The sequence below is a fragment of the Staphylococcus sp. Ze2 genome (assembly GCF_048568365.1).
In the GTDB taxonomy this organism is placed as follows: domain Bacteria; phylum Bacillota; class Bacilli; order Staphylococcales; family Staphylococcaceae; genus Staphylococcus; species Staphylococcus xylosus.
Map to the genome: position 1 here is coordinate 2,661,269 of NZ_CP183486.1, position 22,219 is coordinate 2,683,487.

Below are 22,219 nucleotides of genomic sequence, written 5' to 3' on the forward strand. Positions count from 1 at the left end.
ATTTACTGATGCCTCAATCAGTTACGAACCCTTTCTAAACTCCAGAATATGATGAGAATCCACCATCGACAGGTACAACTATACCAGTAACAAATCCACTCATATCATGATCCATTAACCAATAAAGTGTACCTAAAATTTCTTCAGGTTCGCCAAAACGATTCATTGGTGTTTGAGATAAAATTTTCGAAGCACGTTCAGAATATGAGCCATCTTCATTACGCAATAGCGCTTTATTTTGGTTTGTTTCAAAGAAACCTGGTGCAATTGCGTTTACACGAATACGACCTGCAAAGTAAGTGCTTAACCACTGTGTAAAGTTACTCACTGATGCTTTAGCACCACTATATGCTGGAATCTTCGTTAATGGTGTAAAAGCATTCATAGATGATATGTTAATAATCGTTCCTGTTTCAACTTCTACCACGTCTTCACCAAATACTTGTGATGGTAAGAATGTACCTGTGTAGTTTAATTTAAACACTTTATCTACGCCTTCTTCAGTTAAATCGAAGAATGTTTTGTCACCGTCTTCATCATACATTTCATCATTCGTTGTAGCATTTGGATTATTACCACCTGCGCCATTAATAAGTACTGAAATTTTTCCAAATTTATCGTTAAACGTTTGTTTGGCTTGTTGCAACGACGATTTATCTAATACGTTAGCTACCATTGCGACGGTTTGTGTTCTTTCTTTATCAATTTCATTTTGTAAGTCTACAATTTTCTCTTCGGAACGTCCTAAAATCCCCACATTCGCACCTTTTTCTACAAGTGCTTTCACAAATGTTGAACCTATTACGCCTGTTGCTCCTGTAATAACGACATTAATGTCTTTAAATTGTGCAGTCATTATTTACTCACTCCTTCAATTAAACCATTAATATATGTTGCCCCTAATGCTCTATCGAACAATCCATAGCCTGCTTTCCCTGTTTCTCCCCAAATCATACGTCCATGATCTGGTCTGATTGTGCCTTTATAGTCTATATCTCTTAATGCTTCTACAACTGCTTTCATATCTACAGATCCATTTTTAGATAAGTGACCTGTTTCAACGAATGAAAATTCATCTAAGCGTTTCACATTACGCATATGCACAAAATGAATATGCTCACCAAATTCACGAATCATAGTTGGCAAATCATTCTCAGCTAATGATCCCAAAGATCCAGTACAGAAGCAGATACCGTTATGTTTATTATCATTTATTGCTAGTAATTGTCTGTAACTGTCATTGTTCTTGATAATACGAGGAATACCAAAAATTGACCATGGTGGATCATCCGGATGAATCGCTAAATCAATATCGTGCTCAATTGCAGTTGGTAAGACTGCGTCTAAGAAATACTTTAAGTTTGCCCACAATTGTTCATCTGACATTTCACGATATGTGGTAATGAGTTGATTCATCTCTGCTCTCGAATAACTTTCGTCCCATCCTGGTAAATTCAAATCTGTTGTTAAAGGATCGACGTCTTTCAACTGATCGTGTTTATAAATTAACGTGTTAGATCCATCATCAAGTTCGTAATCTAGCTGTGAACGTGTCCAATCAAATACAGGCATAAAATTATATGTGACTGTTTTAACGCCATTAGCAGCTAAATTTTTCAATGATGTTTTATAATTTTCAATTAAAGCGTCGCGTTCCGTCGTCCCCATTTTAATTTTTTCACTGACTGGAAGACTTTCTACTACTTCAAATTTTAAGCCTTCCGCTTCAATAGATTGTTTTAGCTGTGAAATTCTTTCGAATGTCCAAACTTCACCAACTGGTATATCGTAAATCGCCGTAACAATATGTTTCATATCTGGAATTTGTTTAATATTTTTTAAAGTTACGGGGTCATCTTCCCCGTACCAACGAAATGATAATTCCATAATTATTCCTCCTTAACTCCTTCAATTTTGAATAAATTAACTGCATTGTTATAACAAATGTCTCTCACCATTTGATCAATGGTTGAGGGTGATAATGCAATTTCTCCTTTTTCAATCTTTTCTCCCAAGAAATTACACAATATTCTTCTAAAATACTCGTGACGTGTATAAGAAATCATGCTACGAGAGTCTGTTAGCATGCCGACAAATTTAGACAATAAACCAACGTTGGCATAATCTACTAGGTGGCGTTCCATGCCTTCTTTCGTATCATTAAACCACCATGCTGCACCTAACTGTACTTTGTGCTTACTATTGGAAAAGTTACCGGCAGTCGCTTGAACCATTAAATGATCATTTCCATTGTTAGGGTAAATAATAGTGTCTGAAAGTGCTTGGTGTTGCTCAAGATGGTCTAACATAGCATTTAATCTCTTCGCGCTGAGTTGTTCTCCAACACTATCGAAACCACTGTCTGGACCCACTTTGTCATACATATTTGTATTATTATTTCTTGTAGGACCTAAGTGGAATTGAACTACCCAATTCAATTCGTGATAGACTTTACTAATCTCTGTTAAAATATAGCCTGCTAATTCATATTGTTCTGTTTCTGAAACACTTTGACCACTTACTAATGTTTCAAATATCGTATTAGCTTCTTCAGACGAAGCGGTCATTAATGGTGTTTTTTCAAAACTTTGATCCGAACTTCTAGCGCCTTGTCTATCAAAGTAATGTACGCGTGCTTTCAATGCTTCGATATAATTATTTAAGCTATTAACGTCACAATCAGTCGCTTCATCCAATTTAGTTATTTTTTCTTGTACTGTTGTACTACTTAAAAACACATAGCTATCAGGTCTGAATGTAGGACACACCTTAAATGTTACATTTTTATCTTCATTTAATAATTGATGATATTTCAAATCGTCACATGGATCATCTGTCGTACATACAACTTTCACATTACTTTGCTTTATTAAATTCTGTGGTGTGTGTGATGTCTTAGCTAATTTACGGTTTAATGATTTATAAAGTTTTTTTATATTTACTTTATCTAAATCAGTACCCTCATTAAAATAACGTTTTAATTCAAGCGCACACCAATGGTACATCGGATTAACGATTGAATATGGCAACATATGCATAAATGCTTGGAACTTATCAAAGTCATCTGCATTACCAGTGATATATGCTTCTTCAATACCGTAAGCCCTCATTAACCGCCATTTATAATGATCTCCCCCTAACCAAAGCTGCGTAATATTCTCATAATTTTTGTTTTCATAAATTTCTTTAGGGTCTAAATGACAATGGAAATCGTAAATAGGTAAATCTTTCGCCTTCTCATATAACTTCACTGCTGTTTTATTGTTTAATAAAAAATCATCGGTAATTAATGACATAATATTTTGCTCCTTTTCTATAATCCTAATAATTTAGGAAGGAATAATGATAGTTCTGGGATAAATGTTATACATAGCATCAAGATAATTAATGCAATGAAATATGGTACTAAATATTTAAATACTGCTTCTACACGCACACCACCAACACTTGCACCAACAAATAATGCACTACCTACTGGCGGAGTGATATTACCAATACATAAGTTAAAAGCGATAATAATTCCAAAATGAATTGGGTCTAAGCCTAAAACCTCTGAAATTGGTAAAAATATCGGCGTAAATATTAATACAGCTGGTGTGATGTCCATAAATGTACCAATCATCAATAAAATGACATTTATTAAAAGTAATAAAATGATTGGATTATCCGTCATAGAAATAATGCCATTTGAAATTGTTTCAGGTAATCCCGTATAACTCATGACAAGCGAGAACAATGCAGAAGCAGTAATTAAGAACAAAATCATTCCACTTATTTCTGCAGTCTCTTTTATCACATTAGGAATTTGTTTCAATGATAAACTTTTATAAATAAGCGATAATACAGTCGAATAAAGTACAGCTACAGCTGCACCCTCAGTCGCAGTAAACACACCTGAAACGATACCGCCAATAACAACGACAATTAATAACAAACTAGGCAAAGCATCTAATGTTAAAAATATTTTATCTCTCCAACCAATACTTTCGGATACTTTATATCCTTGTTTTTTTGCCATAATAAAAGCTACAACCATACATGCAATGCCCCACAAAATGCCTGGTATATAACCAGCTATAAATAATGCAGCAATCGATGTACCGCCACTCACAAGCGAGTATACAATGAGCAATGAACTCGGTGGAATCAATAAACCTGATGGTGCTGAGGCAATATTCGCAGCTGCCGAGTATTCTTTTTTATAACCTTGTTTTTCTTCCATGGGACCCATGATGCGCCCCATTGCTGCTGCGGCTGCTACGCTTGATCCTGAAATTGAACCGAACAACATGTTACCAACAATATTGGTATGCGCTAATGATCCAGGTAAACGACCTACAAGCACTTTCGCAAAGTTAACTAACCTAAATGCGATTCCACCATTGTTCATTATGATACCTGCCAAAACGAATAGTGGTATGGCGAGCATCGTAAAATCGTCAATTCCTGTAACCATTCGTTGTGCTGCCGTCACTATGGTCACATCAAATGGTAAAATCATTAACAACGTGATGAGCGAACTCAAGATAATCGCTAGTGCAATAGGCAAACCGAATAATAAGAAAAAGAAAAAAGTTATAAACAATACTAATCCTGCCAGGATTGTCATATATGCTCACCTCTATCTTCCTTATTAGCTTCTTGGACGGTCGCTAATTCTTGTTTATCTAACAGGTTATATATGGCATAAAAAATAATAAACAAACCAGAAATAGGAAGTGCACTATACATCACAGCCATTGATAAACCAGTTGAAGGTGCGATTTGCAACCATGTCAGTTTAACTACCTCATAACCGCCCCAAATCATAAGAACCAGTGCTACAATGATTAAAATAATATCCGAAATTTTTTCCATCATTAATTGTATTTTCTGTGGTAGTTTTTCACGGATAAATAGTATAGCTATATGCTGTTTGATGCCGAACACATAACTTGCACTTAGTAATCCAAACCAAATTAATAAAAATCTTACTATCTCTTCACTTACAGTACTTGGACTATTAAATATAAAGCGTGTCAGCACTTGGTAAATCGACAGGATAACCATTACGAAAAGCGCAATACCAGCTAAAGTTAGCAATAATTTATCAATGATCACCTTTGCTTTCTTCATAGCGTTGTTCCTCCTTTTCGATTAAATTATAATCCGCTTTAGTGTCGGGATTCTTTTTAAATTCATCTTGTAAAGGTTTTGAAGACGCTTTGAATGATGATTTATCTATGTCATGGAATTTCACACCCATTTTTTCTTTAGCTGTTTTCTTACTGTCCTCAATTGCGTTATCCCAAATCGTTTCATGCTTGTCAGTTGAATAAGCCGCTGCATCTTTCAACCACTGTTGTTGTTCTTTAGAAAAACTGTCATAGGTCTCTTTATTCATTATTAATATATCTGGAACTATGGCATGCTCGGTATAGTAATAATGTTTAGCAATTTCTCCATGATTATTACTTGTTAATGCCGTTTCGTTATTCTCTCCAGCATCAATCACGCCTGATTGCATTGCAGTGTATACCTCTCCAAAATCCATAGGTGTAGGTGTGCCACCAAGAGATTTAATTAGATCGACACTCGTCTTACTAGGTTGCACACGCGTTTTCACCCCTTTTAAATCTTTGCTTTTTTCAATTTTTTTATCTTTTGTATAGAGATTACGCATACCTGCATCGTAATAAGTAATACCTAAAAATCCTTTATCTGCAGTTGATTTAAAAAAGGCATCCTGTACAGATTTTTTTTGCATCACATGTCGATAACTATCTTGCGACTCAAATAAATAAGGCATATTAAATAAAGAATAAGTCGGTGAAAAACTCTCCAATGCCCCAGCTGAAACCTTAGTCATCTGTATTGCGTTTGTTTGTGTCATTTCTATAGCTTCACGTTCACTACCTAATTGGCCATTCGGATATATATTAACTTTTATCTGTCCATGGGATTCTTTTTCTAATCTATCTTTAAAGATCACAAGTGATTTGTGTACTGGATGTTCGGTTGGCTGATTATGCGCTAACATAATCTCCTTTTTCTTACTTTCTGCGTTACCTTTAGAATCTGATAACACAATAACTGACATGCCAGCTAAAAAGAATGCGCTTACAAACAGAGCTAAAAATTTTTTCATGTTTTCGCTCCTTTTAGTTTAGACTTTAACGTTTCAATTCACCAAAATGCGACGACAGATTATGAACTGCACTTTCTTCTATATTCAATGCATCATCATTGGTCGTATGTTGTATCACTGAGCATTTTGTAGCAAAATCAGTTATAGCATCTAATGGCCATCCCATTGCTAGACCATGTATAAAACCAGCCATAAATGCATCACCAGCTCCAATACGGTTAAGTACGGTATATGAATATGCTTTACCACTTATAAATTTTTCGCCAGCTAATGCAATTCCTTGCAATGTACTTTGCTCAATATCTCGATTACTGGAAGCCATTAAATCTATATCAAATCGCTTTTGAATTGTCTTGGCACAAGTTTCAATGTCATCATTTTCGCCATTTGTCTCTAATAAGTGCGTAGCGTCTTTCTTCCCAAAGAACAATACATCTACAAGTGGTAATACAGATTGAATTACCGGTAATGCTTCTGCTTTTGTCCACAAATTGCTACGGAAATTAATATCAAACACAATTTTAGTACCTTGAGCTTTTAAGTCTGTAAGTACTGATACAATTTGCTCCCGTATAGTCTTATTAACAGCTAATGTAATGCCTGTGAAGATAAAGTAATCACCACTTTGTGTATCTAAGCCGTCGACAACTGCGTTTCCGTGCTCCGCAAATGTAGAATGCTCACGATCATATATAACCTTACCGCTTCTATAACCAAAACTTTCTTCCATGTAATATGTGCCTATTCTACCTTGCTGTTGTTTCACGAATTTAGTACCTACACGTGTTTGATACATTTTTTGCAATGCTATGTGACTCAGTGCATGTTGTGGTAACACCGTTAACATCTCTGTTTTGTGTCCAAATTCTGCTAGTGTGATGAGCGCATTTAATTCTGCGCCGCCGACATTGACATCAAATGTATGTGTATCTTTAAGCTGCTCATAATTAGGCGGAGTATAGCGTAGTAACACTTCACCAAATCCAAATACCGTCATAAATTATCCCTCGCTTTTTAATTCAGCTACATAATCCATTAAACCTGCTTTACCTTGTTGTTGATAAATTTTTGTAATTTCACTTCCGATACCGACTGCAAAGCTACCTGCGTCTAACCATTCTTGATGATTATCTTTACCAACACCTCCTGTAGGAACAATTTCAATTTGAGGTAGAGGCCCTTTAAAATCTTTTATAGATTTAGGAGAAAATTGTGTCGCAGGAAACAGTTTTAATACTTTGCAACCATATCGTAAAGATTCGACCATTTCTTTAACAGTCATGCATCCAGGAATATAAGGTACATCATATAGATTAGCCATTTTCGCCGTTTCTTTATCAAAAGATGGACTTACTATAAATTTAGCACCATTTAAAATAGCGTTACGTGCAGAGACGCTATCTAACACTGTACCAGCACCAATAAGCGCGTCTTCTCTCTTTGATAACTCATCAATAATATCAATGCCATTCGGAGTTGTTAACGTTACTTCGATAACATTTAGCCCCTTATTTATGATTGTATGCGCAATATCTAAAAATGATTCAGCATCATCAGTACGCATCACCGCAATATGTTGTTCCTGTTGAATTGTCTTCATTGTTTCTACGGAATTCATCCTGTCATCCCCTTTTTAAAATAGTTTAGCTACAAAATAACAACGTTGTTATTAATGTCCAAAAAAATATTGTAATGCTTGTCTCTATGGTATAATTAATTCTATCTTAAATCAATCTATTTCAAGGAGAAGTTTTATGGCTGTGACTTTAAAAGATGTTGCCGAAGCCTGTGGTGTCAGCTATTCCACAGTCAGTAAAGCATTAAAAAATTCCCAATTAGTTAAACCAAAAACAAAACAAATGATTCAACAAAAGGCCGTTGAGATGAATTATATCCCAAATCATTCCGCAAGAGCTCTCGTTTCTAAAAAAAGTGGCACAATTGGATTAATCTGGCCATCTGTAGATCGTGTTGCTGTAACACATCTCATTACAGAAATTAATTTAGCCATTAAATCATTAGGTTATGTCATGTTTGTGTCAATCGATGATGTCGCTGCTGCTTCAAAAAAATTTGTTGAGTTTGGCTGCGACGGTATTGTTATTTTTGATGAAGGCGATGACACTAACCTACCTCCAGAAATATATAACAATGTGCCTGTGGTAGCTTATGGTGTAGACCGTACAATTCCTTATCCAATCGTTAACGTAAATCATGCTGAAGCAATGGTCCTAGCAATAAAAGGATTGCTCGCTAAAGGCATCGATACAATAGACTATATTGGCGACATCAATACAACAGATGCTCGTCAAATTGCTAAAAAAGAAGCCATCATAAATTACTGTAAAACCAACAATGTTACCTACCGGATTATCGATTCTAACGGGTTGAATGCAATGGACGCTGAAGCTGCGGTTAAACAATTTTTAAATAATAACACCCTCTCACCGGGAGTTATTTGCGGAAGTTATGATATTACTGTAGGTACAATTAATGCTATGGATTCACGTCAACAACCTATAATTTATTCTTATGACAATATTCCACAAATAAAAAAATTAGATTATCCCGTTCAAGCTATAGGTGTACCAACTGCTGAAATTGCACAGCAAATCGTCACAACTTTAGATCAAGTCATCAAAGGTGAGCCTACGGAGTCTGCATATCATCTACATCCTTCTACAAGTGATGAAAACTGATTAATATATCGCTATATAGTATAAACAAAGCGCCCAAGACTACATGGACAGTGTAGACTTGGGCGAAATTGTTTGAGAGATATTTATCTAGAGGGTTAATGCATTTTTATGACCTCAAACGAAATGAATATTTCGTTCAATGTATTATAGTTTCGTCTGGTAATTGTTTTTAAAAATCTGATAAGTGACTTCATAAATGCGTATGTCATCTTATCGATTTACAACAGCCAGTATAACAATATGTTTTGTTAAATACAGTTAATATAACGTATATTAGGTTCATTCTTTCGTCTACGATGTGGCGTCCTGTGTCGAAATGATGCTTTACCAATGGCGTTGGATGGGGTATTTTTAACGTTCATGACTGGGAGAAGTTAATTTAACATTGGTTTTATTTATCATTTCGATTATTATGTCTACATTCTTATAAGTAATACATCATTCATCTGTTTAAGGCTTACAAATAACAACCATATTAGGTTATGCCACAACGACTCTGTGCAGCAATAACGTATTACCCAGGCAATACATAATTTCAGACACTTTTAATTTGATTAATAAGTTATGAACCCCAGTTAATAAAACGCTTTCTATTAAACTGCTGTTGTATCTTAGGTGTACGATAAAATAAATACATTATGAAATACTTATCAATAAATCATTATGAATGATTTATTTTGCGAGTACTCATAACCCTCTACAACTCTATTATAGTATGGTAATTAACATGATTAAAATACATAGTTGGAATATTTAACATTCCCTGTTGGAATACTTAGTGCTAGCTAAGTGCATTAATTAGCCATTACCAATCAACATTTATTTATACTCTGTTAAAAATTGAATCCATTCATGTGTCACATGATTCATATAGCTATCTTTTTTCCAAACCAATCCTAAATTCCATGCAGCATCAGCCCCCGTAATTTCAATGCCAACAACACCATCATTTAAAATGCGAACAATACTCTCAGGCAAAATACTCACACCAATTCCATCTCGAATCATATTTTCAATAAAAGTTATTTGTGACATTTTCGCTACTGTTTTTGGATGAAAGCCAACTTTCCTACAACTTTCGATAATTTGGTCTTTTAAGTAATAATCATCATGAAACATGATAAATTTTTCGCTCTTTAAATCTCCTAAATAGACAGACGATTGTTTTGCTAACTTAGCATTTTTGTCGACCACTAGTAATAACTTTTCATTATATAAAGGTACTGCATGGTAAATGTCACCATCTACAGGCAACGTAGTAATACCAACGTCAATTTCGTCGCTGTTCAAGTATGATTCAACAGCTTTTCCGCCGCCTTCTATCACTTCATACGTAACATTTGGATATTTATTATGAAATTCATTTAAACTTTCTGTAAATAAACGGACATTCATAATAGCAGAAATACCAACACGAATATGTCCACGTTCTAAATTTGTGACATCACCCATTTCTAACGACAAATCATCCAGTACAGCCAAAGCTTCAACGCACTTATCATAAAATATTTGACCAATATCTGTCAGTATAATATGTTTTTTTCGTCTATCGAACAAAGTTATATTAAACTCATCTTCTATGCTTTTGATATTCTTACTAATTGTAGATTGTGCGATATAAAGATGTTCCGATGCCTGTGTCATACCGCCATTTTTTACAACTTCCACAAAATACTTCATTTGCTTAATTTCCATTTTAAACTCCTCTATACCCCTTTGTTTAATGATTATTAGTGATTGATTTGATTTATCGATAGAACAAAGTTATCATTTCAATTTTTTAATCGCTTCTTTCGCTGCTGCTGCAATAATTTTGTCATCAGGTTTCGCGTTTTTTTGATCTTGTTTCGTATAAATTGCTAAAATAATTGGCTTTGCATGTTTGTCCGTATATATGAATGCTAAATCATTGCGTGTTCCATAAGTTAAACCTTGGCCACTCTTATCTCCGACAGTATAATGTTTTGGCACGCCAGCTTTAATCAAACTATCACCTGTTTCATTTTCAATCATAACTTGTTTTAATAACGCTTGATTTTCTTTATCCATTTGCTTGCTAGTTAATAATTTATTCAAGCTTGTTGCTGCTGCTTTAGGCGTTGTAGTATCAGCAATTTTAGTTGGATCGTAATCATTTAAATCTGGTTCTAACCTTTGTGGTTTTGAAATATAATCTCCTAGACTTTTAAGTTCTTTGTTAAATCCCTCAATGCCACCAATTTCATTTATGATCTTATTATTTGCAGTATTATCACTTTGGAGCATCGATGCCTGCACTAAACTTTTCAATGACATTGTTTTACCTATATATTTTTCGGTAACTGGAGAATATGCAACAATGTCTTGTTCATTTATTTTTATTTTTTTATTAAGTTTATTGTTAGGCGTATTATTAAGTAAAATCCCGCTCGCAATCGCTTTATATGTAGAGGCAAATGCAAATCTTTCATCTGCGTTATGTTGGTACACTTTACCATTATCAGTATTCATTCCGTACACACCTATAGTGACATTATTCTCTTGTTCGATATGTTCAATCTCACTCGCAGATGCGACATTATTATGCGTTAAATGTGTTAATATCACTGTAAATAGACTCGCCATAATAGCTAGAACTATTTTTTTCATAAGAAACATCATCCCCTTATTTATTTAAAATATTTTTATTAAACTTTTTTATAATTATAACTGTAAACTTAACTAATGAAAATCAACATTACAATGAAGTGAGACAAAAGTCTAATTTAATTTAAAAGCCTTCTTCGAAACACACCCTAAAATCACTAAAATCAAAAGGTGTAAAGGTTTATCTAAGATAAAGGTCATGTACAAGAACCAATTACTTAATATACTGATTATAAGCGCTTGCGCTCATGTATAAGTCCCACTAACCCTTAAAAGCGGAACACCTGAGTATACACTCATGTGTAAGAGCCACTAACTTTACAAATTAAGAAGTGCCTCTTTAGTGAAGTGGGATTAATGATTACCTGAGCTTGCGCTCATGTATAAGTCCCACTAACCTTTAAAAGCGGAACACCTGAGTATACACTCATGTGTAAGAGCCACTAACTTTACAAATTAAGAAGTGCCTCTTTAGTGAAGTGGCATTAATGATTACCTGAGCTTGCGCTCATGTATAAGTCCCACTAACCCTTAAAAGCGGAACACTTGAGTATACACTCATGTGTAAGAGCCACTAACTTTACAAATTAAGAAGTGCCTCTTTAGTGAAGTGGGACTTTAAAATAATTAAGACTGAGATAATTAAATTTGTCCCAGCCTCTCTACTCATGATTTTTAAATTATTATTGCTGTTAAATTATTCTATTGACCAATTGTGATTTCCATTAAATTGTCGTTTTGGTCAAAGAAAGCTGTATAGAAGCCATCATTTGTTTCATATTTTACAAATGTACCATCTTTATTACCTAATTTTCCTTCATCAATAATTTCATTAGAATTATGTGCATCTTTGAAAGTTTCTTTAGAAACTGAGTCTGGTTTTGTGAAGAATGTTATTTGAACTACTTCATTATCGCTATTAAAGGATACAGAAGTATCATAAACTTTTTTAACGTGGTCAAACTCTTTCTTAGCATCTGTATCTACTTTATAACCGTTAATTGAAACATTGTCATATTTTAAAGCACGTACAAAGTTATAATCTTGAGTGAATGACGGGTCGTATGTTGTGTAACCTTCGTAGTTATACCATGGTGTTTCAGCTTTTAGTTCTGCTTTACTTTCAGTATTTGCACCGCTAGAACCACCTTCACCATGTCCCCATTTTTGCTCTTGCTCAGCTGCTTGTGCACTTGGACTATTTGTCGTAATATATGCTGCTGAAGAACCTACTACAAGCGTTGAAACAACGACAGTTGCTGAAAGTATCTTCCCTATTTTACGCATAATAAATCACTCCTTTAAATTTATGTCCTTTTTTGCCAAACAACAATCTTTCATAACTATTGAATCTCTATTTGATATAGATAACCTTATTTATCAAAGTACACATTATAACAACTTTCATTTATCTCAAATCTAGCAACACTATTTACATTACCTGGTGATTCTCCCTCTGCAAAAACTTCATCTACTGGAATGATACATCATGTGTTGTGTATCCATTATTTTTGTACCAACATGGTATTTCAGATTTTAGATTAAATGCCCCCTCATCACTCCCCATGTTTGACTTGCTTTTTTGCTTTTGCTTCTGATTTTCTTTCTGGATTGTTACTCGTTAAATGCACAAGAGATTGTCTAGAAACAGAACTAACGTTAAGCCTACTATTGTTCATCACCTGATTAAATAACGAATATAATCACTCCTCCATTTTTATAGAACCTATCCACAAAAGTGTAATTATTCACTTTCATCATACACCTACTATTTTTAATTGCAAGATAATATTAAATATTTAATAAATTAGTTTTTTTATTTCTGCAAGTATTATGAAAACGGTTTATTGTAATTGCTTTTGATTTGTTTTAAAATGTTTCTCATGACTGAAATTAATTTTCTTAAAAAACTTTTAATGTACGATGTATATAACAGAGACATAAATTAATTTTGTCATATTCAAAGGGGGAAACATTCAATGACAACTCAAGATTATCAACTATTAATTATAACTGTAATCAGTATTGTGTTACTGATTTTTTTAATCACTTCTAAATTAAAATTCCATCCACTACTAGCGCTGTTGCTTACAGCCATATTTGTCGGATTCACTTCGGGGTTAGGCATTGATAAAATTGTCGAATCTATAGAAGCAGGTGCCGGTTCTACACTTGGGGAAACTGGGGTAACTATTGCTCTGGGAGCAATGCTCGGCAAGATACTATCCGACTCTGGTGCAAGTGATAAGATTGCTTCATCTATACTTCACAACGCTTCTTATAAAAAATTACCTTGGATGATGGCACTGGCTGCATTTATCATTGGTATTCCAATGTTTTTCGAAGTCGGATTAATAATGTTATTACCACTGATTTTTACAATTGCTAAAAAATTAGAAGACGAAAATAAAATTAAAGGGTCTGCGTATGTTGCAATCGGTGTACCCGTTATCGCAGCATTAGCAACTATGCATGGTATGGTACCACCGCATCCGGGTCCTCTTATTTCTGTAAATCAATTTAATGCTAACATAGGTTTAACGATGATTTTTGGTATTATATGTGCTATTCCAACTATTATCATCGCTGGCCCTTTATATGCAAAATTTATTACACCTAGATTATCCGTAAAGCCAAATCAAGATTTGCTAAACCAATATACATCAGAAAATGATAACAAAGATGAACAAACGAAATCAGTACCAACTATCTTAGCTTTTTCAACTATTTTAGTACCTGTCATCATGATGTTATTACATGCAATTGCAGGTGTCTTCTTTGGAGAAAAAACATTACAATATAAAATTTTTGAATTTTTAGGAAGTCCGATTATTGCAATGTTTATTGGTGTGCTCTATGCCATAACCGTACTTGGTTATTTTAACAAACAGGATACACAAAAAATTCGTGATGCATTAGGTAGTAGTTTAAAACCTATTGCAGGAATCATACTTATTATCGCTGGCGGTGGCGCATTTGGCCAAGTCTTGGAAGACTCAGGGGTAGGTACTGCTATTGTACATCTAGCACATAGCTTTTCATTATCTCCATTACTCATGGGTTGGGTAGTTGCTGCACTATTATCCATTTCAACAGGTTCCGCAACAGTGGGTATAGTTGGTGCAACTAACTTAATCTTCCCACTTGTTCAAGCAGATCCTAATATAAACAAAGAATTATTAACAATTTCAATTGGATCAGGTTCATTATTCTTCAATTATGTGAACCATGGTGGATTCTGGTTAGTCAAAGAGTCCTTTGGTATGTCCATGGGTGAAACATTTAAAACTATAACCGTAGTACAGTCGATTGTCGGTATTTGTGGTTTAATCATGGTATTACTATTAAATGCAATTTTAGGTATTTTTTAAGAAAAAAAGGAGCTATTCCTCAAATTTGGAATAACTCCTTTTTTGTCTTTTTATTATTTTCAACAACACTATATTTATAATAGCGTATCTTTATTAGACATTAATTGATTATAACCATCCAAATAAACTTTTTCTGATTCTGAGGCTTTATCATAAGAATTCATAGCACGATGCCAAAGAGGATATATAGGTTCTGGAATAGTTAAATCAGTAATTGCGGCTGTTTCTTGACTAGTTAATTCTAAATTGTATGAAGCAATATTATCTTGTAGTTGTTCTTTCGTTCTAGCAGCTAAAACAAGAGAGTCGACATTTGGACGCTCTCTAAGCCATGCAAGTGTGACTTGAGCTACTGAAACACGATGTTGGACAGCAATTTCTTGTAAGGTATCTATGAGATTATAAAATAACGCTTTATCTTTGATATACGGTTCTGCCCAACCATCACCTTGTCTTGTGCCAGGCTCACCAGACTGTTGTCTATTAATCTTACCTGTTAACAATCCTTCTCCTAAAGGTGACCAAATACTGTTACCTACACCTAATTCTTTGCCCGCAGGTAATAACTCATATTCTGCTTCTCTTGATTCAGGCGTGTAATAAATCTGTTGTGCGATTGGTGGTGCCATATGATTTGCTACTGCTAGGGTATGTGTCTTTGCTAATGCCCAACCACTATAATTAGATACACCCCAATAACGAATCTTCCCCTTTTTAATCAAATCATTCATCACTTCTATCGTCTCTTCTACAGGCGCTTGGCCATCCCATAAATGCGTATAATATAAATCAATATAATCTGTGTTCAAACGTTTTAAAGAGGCATCAATTGAGCGTTCTATGTTCACTCTACCTGCCCCACCATCATTTGGATTATCTGTTAATTGAAAGCCTGTCTTACTGCTGATAACCATCTGTTCACGTTTATCTCTAATCGCTTTACCCAATGCAATTTCCGCATCACCTTTAGCGTATAAATTAGCAGTATCGAATTGGTTGATACCTTGATTTAACGCATAATCTATCATATAGTCAGTCAACGCTTGAGACATACCGCCTGCATTTTCAAAACCGTTTGTACCTGCGAACGGAATACTGCCAAGCGCATATTTCGATACTGATAAGCCTGAATTACCTAACAATGTATAATCCATAATTATCCTCCTTATTAACATAGTTGTACTCACTTTCCCTTAAAAGTAAATTTAAATCAAAATAACTTTCATAAAAAAATACAAACTCTATTATCATAGCTATTTAACATTTCTATTTTTCATGAAATATACGACAAAATTAAACTTTTGTTGGTACACGTCATTACTAATTCTAGTTATGATGAATTTATAGTTAATTTAATTTCGAAAGGATGTTTTTAATGGTAACAATTTTACAGGTAGACTTTCCTTTAGAGGGACCATTCGGTAATGAAATGGCTGAACAATTTGAAGATTTAGCAACATCCATTAATCATGAACCAGGATTTTTATGGAAGATTTGGACTGAGAATGAGTCAGAACAAGAAGCAGGAGGTATTTACGCATTCGATAATAAAACTAACGCAAGGAAGTATTTAGACATGCATAGCCAACGTATACAATCTATGGGTGTCCCTTATGTAAATGCCAAGATATTCGATGTTAATGAAGATCTCACACAAATAACTAAAGGTCGATTAGACTAAAGCTTAAAAAATAAAAACCCCTTTAATGCCACACCAGTCAAAGTGTGCTTTAAAGGGGTTCTACTATGTGATTTTAATTCAAGTTAGTTCACGACTCGTCTCATCATATTAAATCATTCCACTTATACACTATTACAATCTAATAAAACTATAAAAGTATAGAAGTTAAATCGTATCTATTAACAAGCAGCAAAGTTATTTCCTGGGTAATTCAAGCTTACTGTAATTCCCCCATACCTTCTATAAACTTCTCATAAGTAATTTCATTTTTGGAGAACTGAGCAACAAGCATATACATTTGCTCGTTTTTCGTATGTTCTTGTTTATATAATAGTGTGTCAGCTTGTGTTTCTGCTGATAATGGATGAATAACGTGCTCACATTTTGAAAATGCTTGATAGTAACGCATACCAAAGCGACGTTGGGAAACTGCATTGATGTGAATGGCATCTGAATTAGAAGTTAACCCTGCTGCCGTAACATAATAGCAATTGTCTTTTTCTTCAGCCGTTTGCTGTAATGCCTCATTAATTTCCTTATATTCTATGGCACTTTGACCAAATGCTGACTTCCCTAAGAAATCGGGGAGCAAACCTAACACAAATGGTACTTCATGTATATTTAATGTTGTTCTAAAATGATCAATAAGCCCGCTTAATTTTGAAGCATATGTTTGATATTGTTGATTTAAACTATCGCTCTCACCTTGATGCCATAATATGCCAATAATTTCACTCGTTTCTTGTGCAAATTGCGCTTCAGTAATAGCATGTCTAGCAAGTACACCTTCTGGATTCCAATCATCTATAGAGGTTCCACCATCTGCACAAGGAATCAAGCCTATCGATTCATTAGAATGATCATCTAACCACAGCTTAGCAAATGAGGCAGCTGGTCCAACGCCAGCTACAGAACGATCACTATGTATAGGCTCGTCCATCATTTGCCATCTACCATTTTTAAGAACCATAATACGCTCATCTAAAATAGGCGAAACATCTTCCAAGTAACCTCGTCCTGCCATATTCGACTGTCCTATTAGCAAAATTGATTTCATATTAAAACTTCCTAACTTAGTTACGTATTTGTTATAAATATCATACTACTAATATATTTATTTGTCTTTTAATAACAAGACGTTCGAGGTTACTCTCTTTAGTCTTGGTCCTTTCATAACAGCACCATTTGTAATAATTTTCAATGCTGATTTAATAAACGGTGTATTATCCATTACAATGTCATTATGTAATTTCAAACTTGAATTTATTATAATATTGTTATTACATTTTAAACTATCAAGAAATTTATATAATTCTAATAAATCTTCAAATTGTTCATCGTTAATTCCTGTATAAAAATAAATATTAGTATCTTTTATATTTTCTTCATCATATAAATCTTTATCGAAAAAGATATTATCAAAATATCCTTCATTATTATCATCAGGAAAAAAAAGTGTTTTATATTTCAATAATTTTTGATTAATATATTTCACAACATGTACTTGTGGGACTAAAGAAAAGACATTATTAATATTAGGATTAATCAAACCATATAACAATGCAGCCGTTCCACCTTTACTACTGCCATAAGTCGTTACAGTTTCATAGTTTTTCGAATGAATTAACTCGGTCAACGAATTATTTATTTCATGTATAATGTTATTACCTTCATCGAACATATACCATCCATAGCTTTTAGAATAATAATCTTCAACAAAGTAGTAATCTGAATATTGATCATTTGAAAACTTAAACCAAGTATACTTTTCATGCGCTTTTTTCACTTCTTCTTTAGTCGCTTCTCCATAAAGTATTTTATCGAATAAATTATGAGAAATTCTTCCCGCACTTTGAAATACTATAGTTAATTTTGTGGAATTATTATCCACAAATTTACCATTCAGCAAAATTTAATCACCTCTATAACACTTTCTGTTCTTTTAAACAGTTAATAACTCTTTTGGAATTTTGATTATCATAAAATTCATTTATTAATCTATATTTTTCTAAATTCTCTTTTTCAATCAAACAATCTTTTTCAATAGCATTTTTAATAATTTTGATTAACTGTTGTTCAGAGTCAGCAATTGCTCCAGGAGCATTATCAATATTAACAGGTGGAATCGCCTGATAATTTTTTATAAGATAATCCTTATCTTTCCAATAAAAAACAGGGTATGCCCCTCGATATATTGCATCATAAATTATTGATGAATAGTCTGTAATAAATATTTTTGAGTTTTTCAATGCTTCAGTCGGGTCATCACAAATTATAGATTTATATTGAGGTAGGCTTTCAGAAATAAATTCAGAAAATTTATTATGTGCAGTTATTTGTAATAGATGCAATAAATTGGCATCCTCAAACGCCTTAATCAAATTGATGAATGTCTTAAAATAAGTAGTATTTTTAATATTACCATTCAATATTTCTGCTTCTTCCCAATATCTCCAAGTAGGCATATAAGTTATTCTATTTGCATTACTATTTAAAGTAGCTCCATCAAATTTTGGTAACCCTGTCTTCATTAAATCGCTATCTTCATACCCCATTTTATAAAATTGTTCTGCTTCGAGATCTGAACTAATTACATTTTTAACAACATTATTTGAGATATTCTTTTTATGAAAACCCGCTGCCATAGGGTTATCAACAGGTTTAGCAAACATTATACCATGTTGCAAGAAATACAATGGAGTTTTTTGTATTTTCTTATTCAATTTATCTTCGAATAGTCTTCCAGAAATAACGTGGCTACTAAGCTCACTTGATATAAAACTAGTTGCTAAAAAGACATGTAAATAGTGCCTAAAGCTAAAACGCTTTATTACATTTTTACCCCATTTAGCCTTCATATATTTATAACCCTTAGCTTTTTTATCGATTATATAATAATTAAAACTTCTATTCTGAGGATTTTTCATTACTTCTTCAAAAACATAACTACCAGATTCTCCAATTTTTGAGGCCTCTTTTTCAAAAAATAAGTTTATTTTCTTTGGAAGAAAGGGTTTAAAATTTTTAATGACTTTGTCAGCTAGATTTATTTTAACTTTATTAAAATAATTATAAACTGGCAGACTAGGAACTACTGATAATGCAATATTGTTAGCCATATTTATTCTTGCTACTAAGACTTTGTCTTTAAAGACATTAGTTGTATAAACAATTTTTTTCGAAGGATTTTTTTCGATATTATATCTTTTTAATGGATGTAACACTTCATTATTTTTGCTCAGATATAGAGTGTTATGTATGTTAGGTAAATTTAATATATCTGTTTTTTTAATTTTAGCTATAAAGTTAGTAGAATCCTTCCATTCCAATTTACTTATGATTTTACCTTTACTTGTCATAATAGAATCCGGACATGGATTTTCTTTATATTCTATAGTGCCTTTAATAAGAAAATGTTTATATTGATTTTTTACGTCAAATTCAGAATACTTCAGCATTAAATTTATACGCGAATTAAATTTAATATAAATATTTTCATTAATTTTATTTTCAATAATTACAAATACTCTTTTCCCTACTCTAATAAAAGCTGGTAAAGATATATTCCCCTTGAATTTAGAGTTTAATCGTAAGTGCTTATTATTCAATAATTCGCTTATTTTTATTTGTTGTTGTATATTCTTAGTCTTGATGTTTAATTTATTTGCAGTTGAAAATGTCAGTTCCAATTCTTTATTACCAAAGCAAGAAGTATTAATAGATTTTAATGATATTTTATTTTTGTCTTGGTTATACTCTATAAAGTTAAAATAATTATTATAAGTGAATTTTAAATATAGTATTTTATCATTGTCATACCTTTTGGGATTTTGACTAATAGTTTTATGACCTATCTCAAAAATATTACTATCTATCACAAAATTTTTATTATCAATTTCATCAATTAACATGTAACTATATTTTGTTTTTTTTATCTTAAACCTATCATCATACTTTACAAAATTTATTTCAAGGCTCCCTTTAGTAGTTCCGTTTATATATTTTGTAAGTATCAATTTCTTGCTTTTTATGTGTATATAATATTCGTCTGACTTGTAGACTACAATCCCCAATAATCCATTCTTTCTATTTAAATTAAATAGAAATTGCTCTTCAACTCCAAATGAATTTTCTGTTATTTCTACTGTTTTTTCACTATTGTGAAAACCTAAAATTATAGATTGGTTTGACTGCGATACTATAAAACCAATATTATAATCTATTAATTTCAACTCCATTTTTCTGTCTCCCTTAATAATACTCAATTAACATCCTTAAATTCAATAAAATTATAACTCAAAAGGATCTGGCTTATTCTCTATTAAACCGAAGTAATATTTTATATTTTCACAAATTCTCTGAGATGCGTATCCATCACCGTAAGGGTTACGAGCCTTACTCATTTCTGCATATTGTTCTTTATTTTCTAATAACTCTTTAGTAGAGTTATAAACTACCTCTGTTGAAGTACCTATTACTTTTAATGTACCTGCTTCTACACCTTCTGGTCGCTCAGTAGTGTCCCTTAATACTAAAACAGGCTTTCCTAACGATGGTGCCTCTTCTTGCACTCCACCAGAATCAGTTAAAATTAAATATGACTGGTTTGCAAAGTTGTGAAAATCAAATACATCTAATGGTTCTATCAATTCAATTCTTTCATGATTGTTTAAGTGTATATCAGCTATTTCTCGAACCTTAGGGTTTTTGTGCATAGGATACACCACTACTACATCTTCGAATTCATCAGCAATTTTTTTTACAGCTTTAAATATATTATGCATTGGCTCACCAATGTTTTCTCTTCTATGCGAAGTTAATAAAATAACTCGTTTCCCACTATGTTTCTCAGTTACTTCAGAATAATAATCCTCTTTTATTGTTGTTTTCATTGCATCAATCGCTGTATTACCTGTTACAACAATTTTATTTTCATCTTTATTCTCATCTTTTAAATTTTTAGCTGCTACATTTGTCGGCGCAAAATTCAAATCAGACATTGTTCCTACCATTTGTCTATTCATTTCTTCAGGGAAGGGAGAGTATTTGTTCCATGTACGTAAACCAGCTTCTACATGTCCTATTGCTACTTGATTATAAAATGCTGCTAATCCGCCAGCAAATGTGGTCATAGTATCACCATGAACTAAAATCATATCTGGCTTTTCTTTTTTTATTACTTCTTCTAATTTTATAATTACTTTAGATGTGATTTTTGAAAGCGTTTGATTTTTCTCCATTATGTCTAAATCGTAATCCGCTTTAATATTAAAAGTTTTCATTACACCATCTAACATTTCACGATGCTGAGCAGTGATAACAACTATAGGATCCAATCCATCAGATTTTTGCAATTCTTTTACTAATGGCGCCATTTTAATTGCCTCAGGTCGTGTTCCAAAAATTGTCATAATTTTTTTCATTACTCATATACTCCTTTTTATCGCATCAAAATAAATTATAATTATTTTGATTTTTACACATTTTTCATCATACAATTTATTATCACTCTTTAATTATATTAATAAGTTTTTCGGAATATTTCCACATCTTTTTTTAAATTTTTTATATTTATTATATTTAAATTTTAAAAATGCATTTAATTTACTGATTTTCTATTTTGTATTTCAGTGTAATATCAACATCTTATGCTTACTACATTTTTAATTTAGGGAATTTATTTATATGAGCATATCGGAGAAAGTAATTATTAAAA

At 32.8% G+C, this 22,219-nt stretch carries 20 protein-coding genes; 3 read left to right on the forward strand and 17 right to left on the reverse strand.

The features are described from left to right. Nucleotides 1-34: 34 nt before the first annotated feature. Genes ACM591_RS12625 through eda form a run of 8 tightly spaced genes read right to left on the reverse strand, consistent with a single transcriptional unit; the run spans nucleotide 35 to nucleotide 7,745 of the window. On the reverse strand, nucleotides 35-856 hold the full coding sequence (locus ACM591_RS12625; protein ID WP_038678019.1) for an SDR family oxidoreductase: 822 nt from the start codon (nucleotides 854-856) through the stop codon (nucleotides 35-37). Beyond that, the gene (locus ACM591_RS12630; protein ID WP_038678017.1) at nucleotides 856-1,887 is read right to left on the reverse strand and encodes a mannonate dehydratase; all 1,032 of its coding nucleotides are present in this window, start codon (nucleotides 1,885-1,887) and stop codon (nucleotides 856-858) included. Before ACM591_RS12630 ends, ACM591_RS12625 begins: the two co-directional genes overlap by 1 nt. A 2-nt stretch (nucleotides 1,888-1,889) precedes the next feature. After that, nucleotides 1,890-3,296 carry a glucuronate isomerase gene (gene uxaC / locus ACM591_RS12635; protein WP_029377897.1) on the reverse strand — a complete coding sequence of 469 codons (1,407 nt, stop codon included), beginning with the start codon at nucleotides 3,294-3,296 and terminating at the stop codon, nucleotides 1,890-1,892. A gap of 17 nt (nucleotides 3,297-3,313) precedes the next feature. Further along, nucleotides 3,314-4,609 (reverse strand): TRAP transporter large permease, encoded by a 1,296-nt coding sequence (locus tag ACM591_RS12640; protein ID WP_029377898.1) that lies wholly within the window; start codon nucleotides 4,607-4,609, stop codon nucleotides 3,314-3,316. Then, the gene (locus ACM591_RS12645; protein WP_029377899.1) at nucleotides 4,606-5,115 is read right to left on the reverse strand and encodes a TRAP transporter small permease; all 510 of its coding nucleotides are present in this window, start codon (nucleotides 5,113-5,115) and stop codon (nucleotides 4,606-4,608) included. Before ACM591_RS12645 ends, ACM591_RS12640 begins: the two co-directional genes overlap by 4 nt. Further along, a complete protein-coding gene (locus tag ACM591_RS12650; RefSeq protein ID WP_038678013.1) occupies nucleotides 5,090-6,127 on the reverse strand; it encodes a TRAP transporter substrate-binding protein in 1,038 nt (345 codons plus the stop codon). The genes ACM591_RS12645 and ACM591_RS12650 overlap by 26 nt, the downstream gene beginning before the upstream one ends. 25 nt (nucleotides 6,128-6,152) lie before the next feature. Then, the gene (locus tag ACM591_RS12655) at nucleotides 6,153-7,124 is read right to left on the reverse strand and encodes a sugar kinase (protein WP_029377901.1); all 972 of its coding nucleotides are present in this window, start codon (nucleotides 7,122-7,124) and stop codon (nucleotides 6,153-6,155) included. Between the two features lie 3 nt (nucleotides 7,125-7,127). Then, on the reverse strand, nucleotides 7,128-7,745 hold the full coding sequence (gene eda, locus ACM591_RS12660) for a bifunctional 4-hydroxy-2-oxoglutarate aldolase/2-dehydro-3-deoxy-phosphogluconate aldolase (protein WP_326026825.1): 618 nt from the start codon (nucleotides 7,743-7,745) through the stop codon (nucleotides 7,128-7,130). Between the two features lie 136 nt (nucleotides 7,746-7,881). On the opposite strand from eda, the gene ACM591_RS12665 reads away from it, so the two are divergent. Then, complete coding sequence (locus ACM591_RS12665) at nucleotides 7,882-8,826, forward strand: LacI family DNA-binding transcriptional regulator (RefSeq protein WP_029377903.1); 945 nt, start codon at nucleotides 7,882-7,884, stop codon at nucleotides 8,824-8,826. 819 nt (nucleotides 8,827-9,645) lie between these two features. Here ACM591_RS12665 and cidR read toward each other — a convergent pair. The 4 genes from cidR to ACM591_RS12685 form a co-directional block, all read right to left on the reverse strand. Continuing rightward, nucleotides 9,646-10,521 (reverse strand): cidABC operon transcriptional activator CidR, encoded by an 876-nt coding sequence (gene cidR, locus ACM591_RS12670; protein WP_029377904.1) that lies wholly within the window; start codon nucleotides 10,519-10,521, stop codon nucleotides 9,646-9,648. A 72-nt stretch (nucleotides 10,522-10,593) separates the two neighbouring features. Beyond that, nucleotides 10,594-11,454 carry a class A beta-lactamase gene (bla, locus tag ACM591_RS12675; RefSeq protein ID WP_326026193.1) on the reverse strand — a complete coding sequence of 287 codons (861 nt, stop codon included), beginning with the start codon at nucleotides 11,452-11,454 and terminating at the stop codon, nucleotides 10,594-10,596. Nucleotides 11,455-12,153: 699 nt separating this feature from the next. After that, nucleotides 12,154-12,738, reverse strand: a complete 585-nt coding sequence (gene isaB, locus ACM591_RS12680) for an immunodominant staphylococcal antigen IsaB family protein (protein WP_107546159.1) — start codon at nucleotides 12,736-12,738, stop codon at nucleotides 12,154-12,156. Between the two features lie 269 nt (nucleotides 12,739-13,007). After that, nucleotides 13,008-13,133, reverse strand: a complete 126-nt coding sequence (locus ACM591_RS12685) for a hypothetical protein (RefSeq protein WP_419749109.1) — start codon at nucleotides 13,131-13,133, stop codon at nucleotides 13,008-13,010. 297 nt (nucleotides 13,134-13,430) lie between these two features. Between ACM591_RS12685 and ACM591_RS12690 the strand changes: the two genes are divergently transcribed. Continuing rightward, nucleotides 13,431-14,822 (forward strand): gluconate:H+ symporter, encoded by a 1,392-nt coding sequence (locus ACM591_RS12690; RefSeq protein ID WP_029377908.1) that lies wholly within the window; start codon nucleotides 13,431-13,433, stop codon nucleotides 14,820-14,822. A gap of 74 nt (nucleotides 14,823-14,896) precedes the next feature. Here ACM591_RS12690 and ACM591_RS12695 read toward each other — a convergent pair whose 3' ends face one another. Continuing rightward, the gene (locus ACM591_RS12695) at nucleotides 14,897-15,976 is read right to left on the reverse strand and encodes an aldo/keto reductase (RefSeq protein WP_058625831.1); all 1,080 of its coding nucleotides are present in this window, start codon (nucleotides 15,974-15,976) and stop codon (nucleotides 14,897-14,899) included. 221 nt (nucleotides 15,977-16,197) lie between these two features. Here ACM591_RS12695 and ACM591_RS12700 point away from each other — a divergent pair, with 221 nt between their 5' ends. Continuing rightward, the gene (locus ACM591_RS12700) at nucleotides 16,198-16,503 is read left to right on the forward strand and encodes a monooxygenase (RefSeq protein ID WP_029377910.1); all 306 of its coding nucleotides are present in this window, start codon (nucleotides 16,198-16,200) and stop codon (nucleotides 16,501-16,503) included. Nucleotides 16,504-16,720: 217 nt separating this feature from the next. Here the strand turns inward: ACM591_RS12700 and ACM591_RS12705 are convergent, their stop codons facing one another. Genes ACM591_RS12705 through wecB form a run of 4 tightly spaced genes read right to left on the reverse strand, consistent with a single transcriptional unit; the run spans nucleotide 16,721 to nucleotide 21,926 of the window. After that, a complete protein-coding gene (locus ACM591_RS12705) occupies nucleotides 16,721-17,560 on the reverse strand; it encodes a sialate O-acetylesterase (protein WP_029377911.1) in 840 nt (279 codons plus the stop codon). A gap of 57 nt (nucleotides 17,561-17,617) precedes the next feature. After that, nucleotides 17,618-18,412, reverse strand: a complete 795-nt coding sequence (locus ACM591_RS12710; protein WP_135059052.1) for a hypothetical protein — start codon at nucleotides 18,410-18,412, stop codon at nucleotides 17,618-17,620. A gap of 13 nt (nucleotides 18,413-18,425) precedes the next feature. Continuing rightward, nucleotides 18,426-20,741 (reverse strand): CDP-glycerol glycerophosphotransferase family protein, encoded by a 2,316-nt coding sequence (locus ACM591_RS12715; protein ID WP_135059051.1) that lies wholly within the window; start codon nucleotides 20,739-20,741, stop codon nucleotides 18,426-18,428. Nucleotides 20,742-20,792: 51 nt separating this feature from the next. Further along, nucleotides 20,793-21,926: a non-hydrolyzing UDP-N-acetylglucosamine 2-epimerase gene (wecB, locus tag ACM591_RS12720; protein WP_326026826.1), complete on the reverse strand. Its 1,134-nt coding sequence runs from the start codon at nucleotides 21,924-21,926 to the stop codon at nucleotides 20,793-20,795. Nucleotides 21,927-22,219 lie beyond the last annotated feature (293 nt).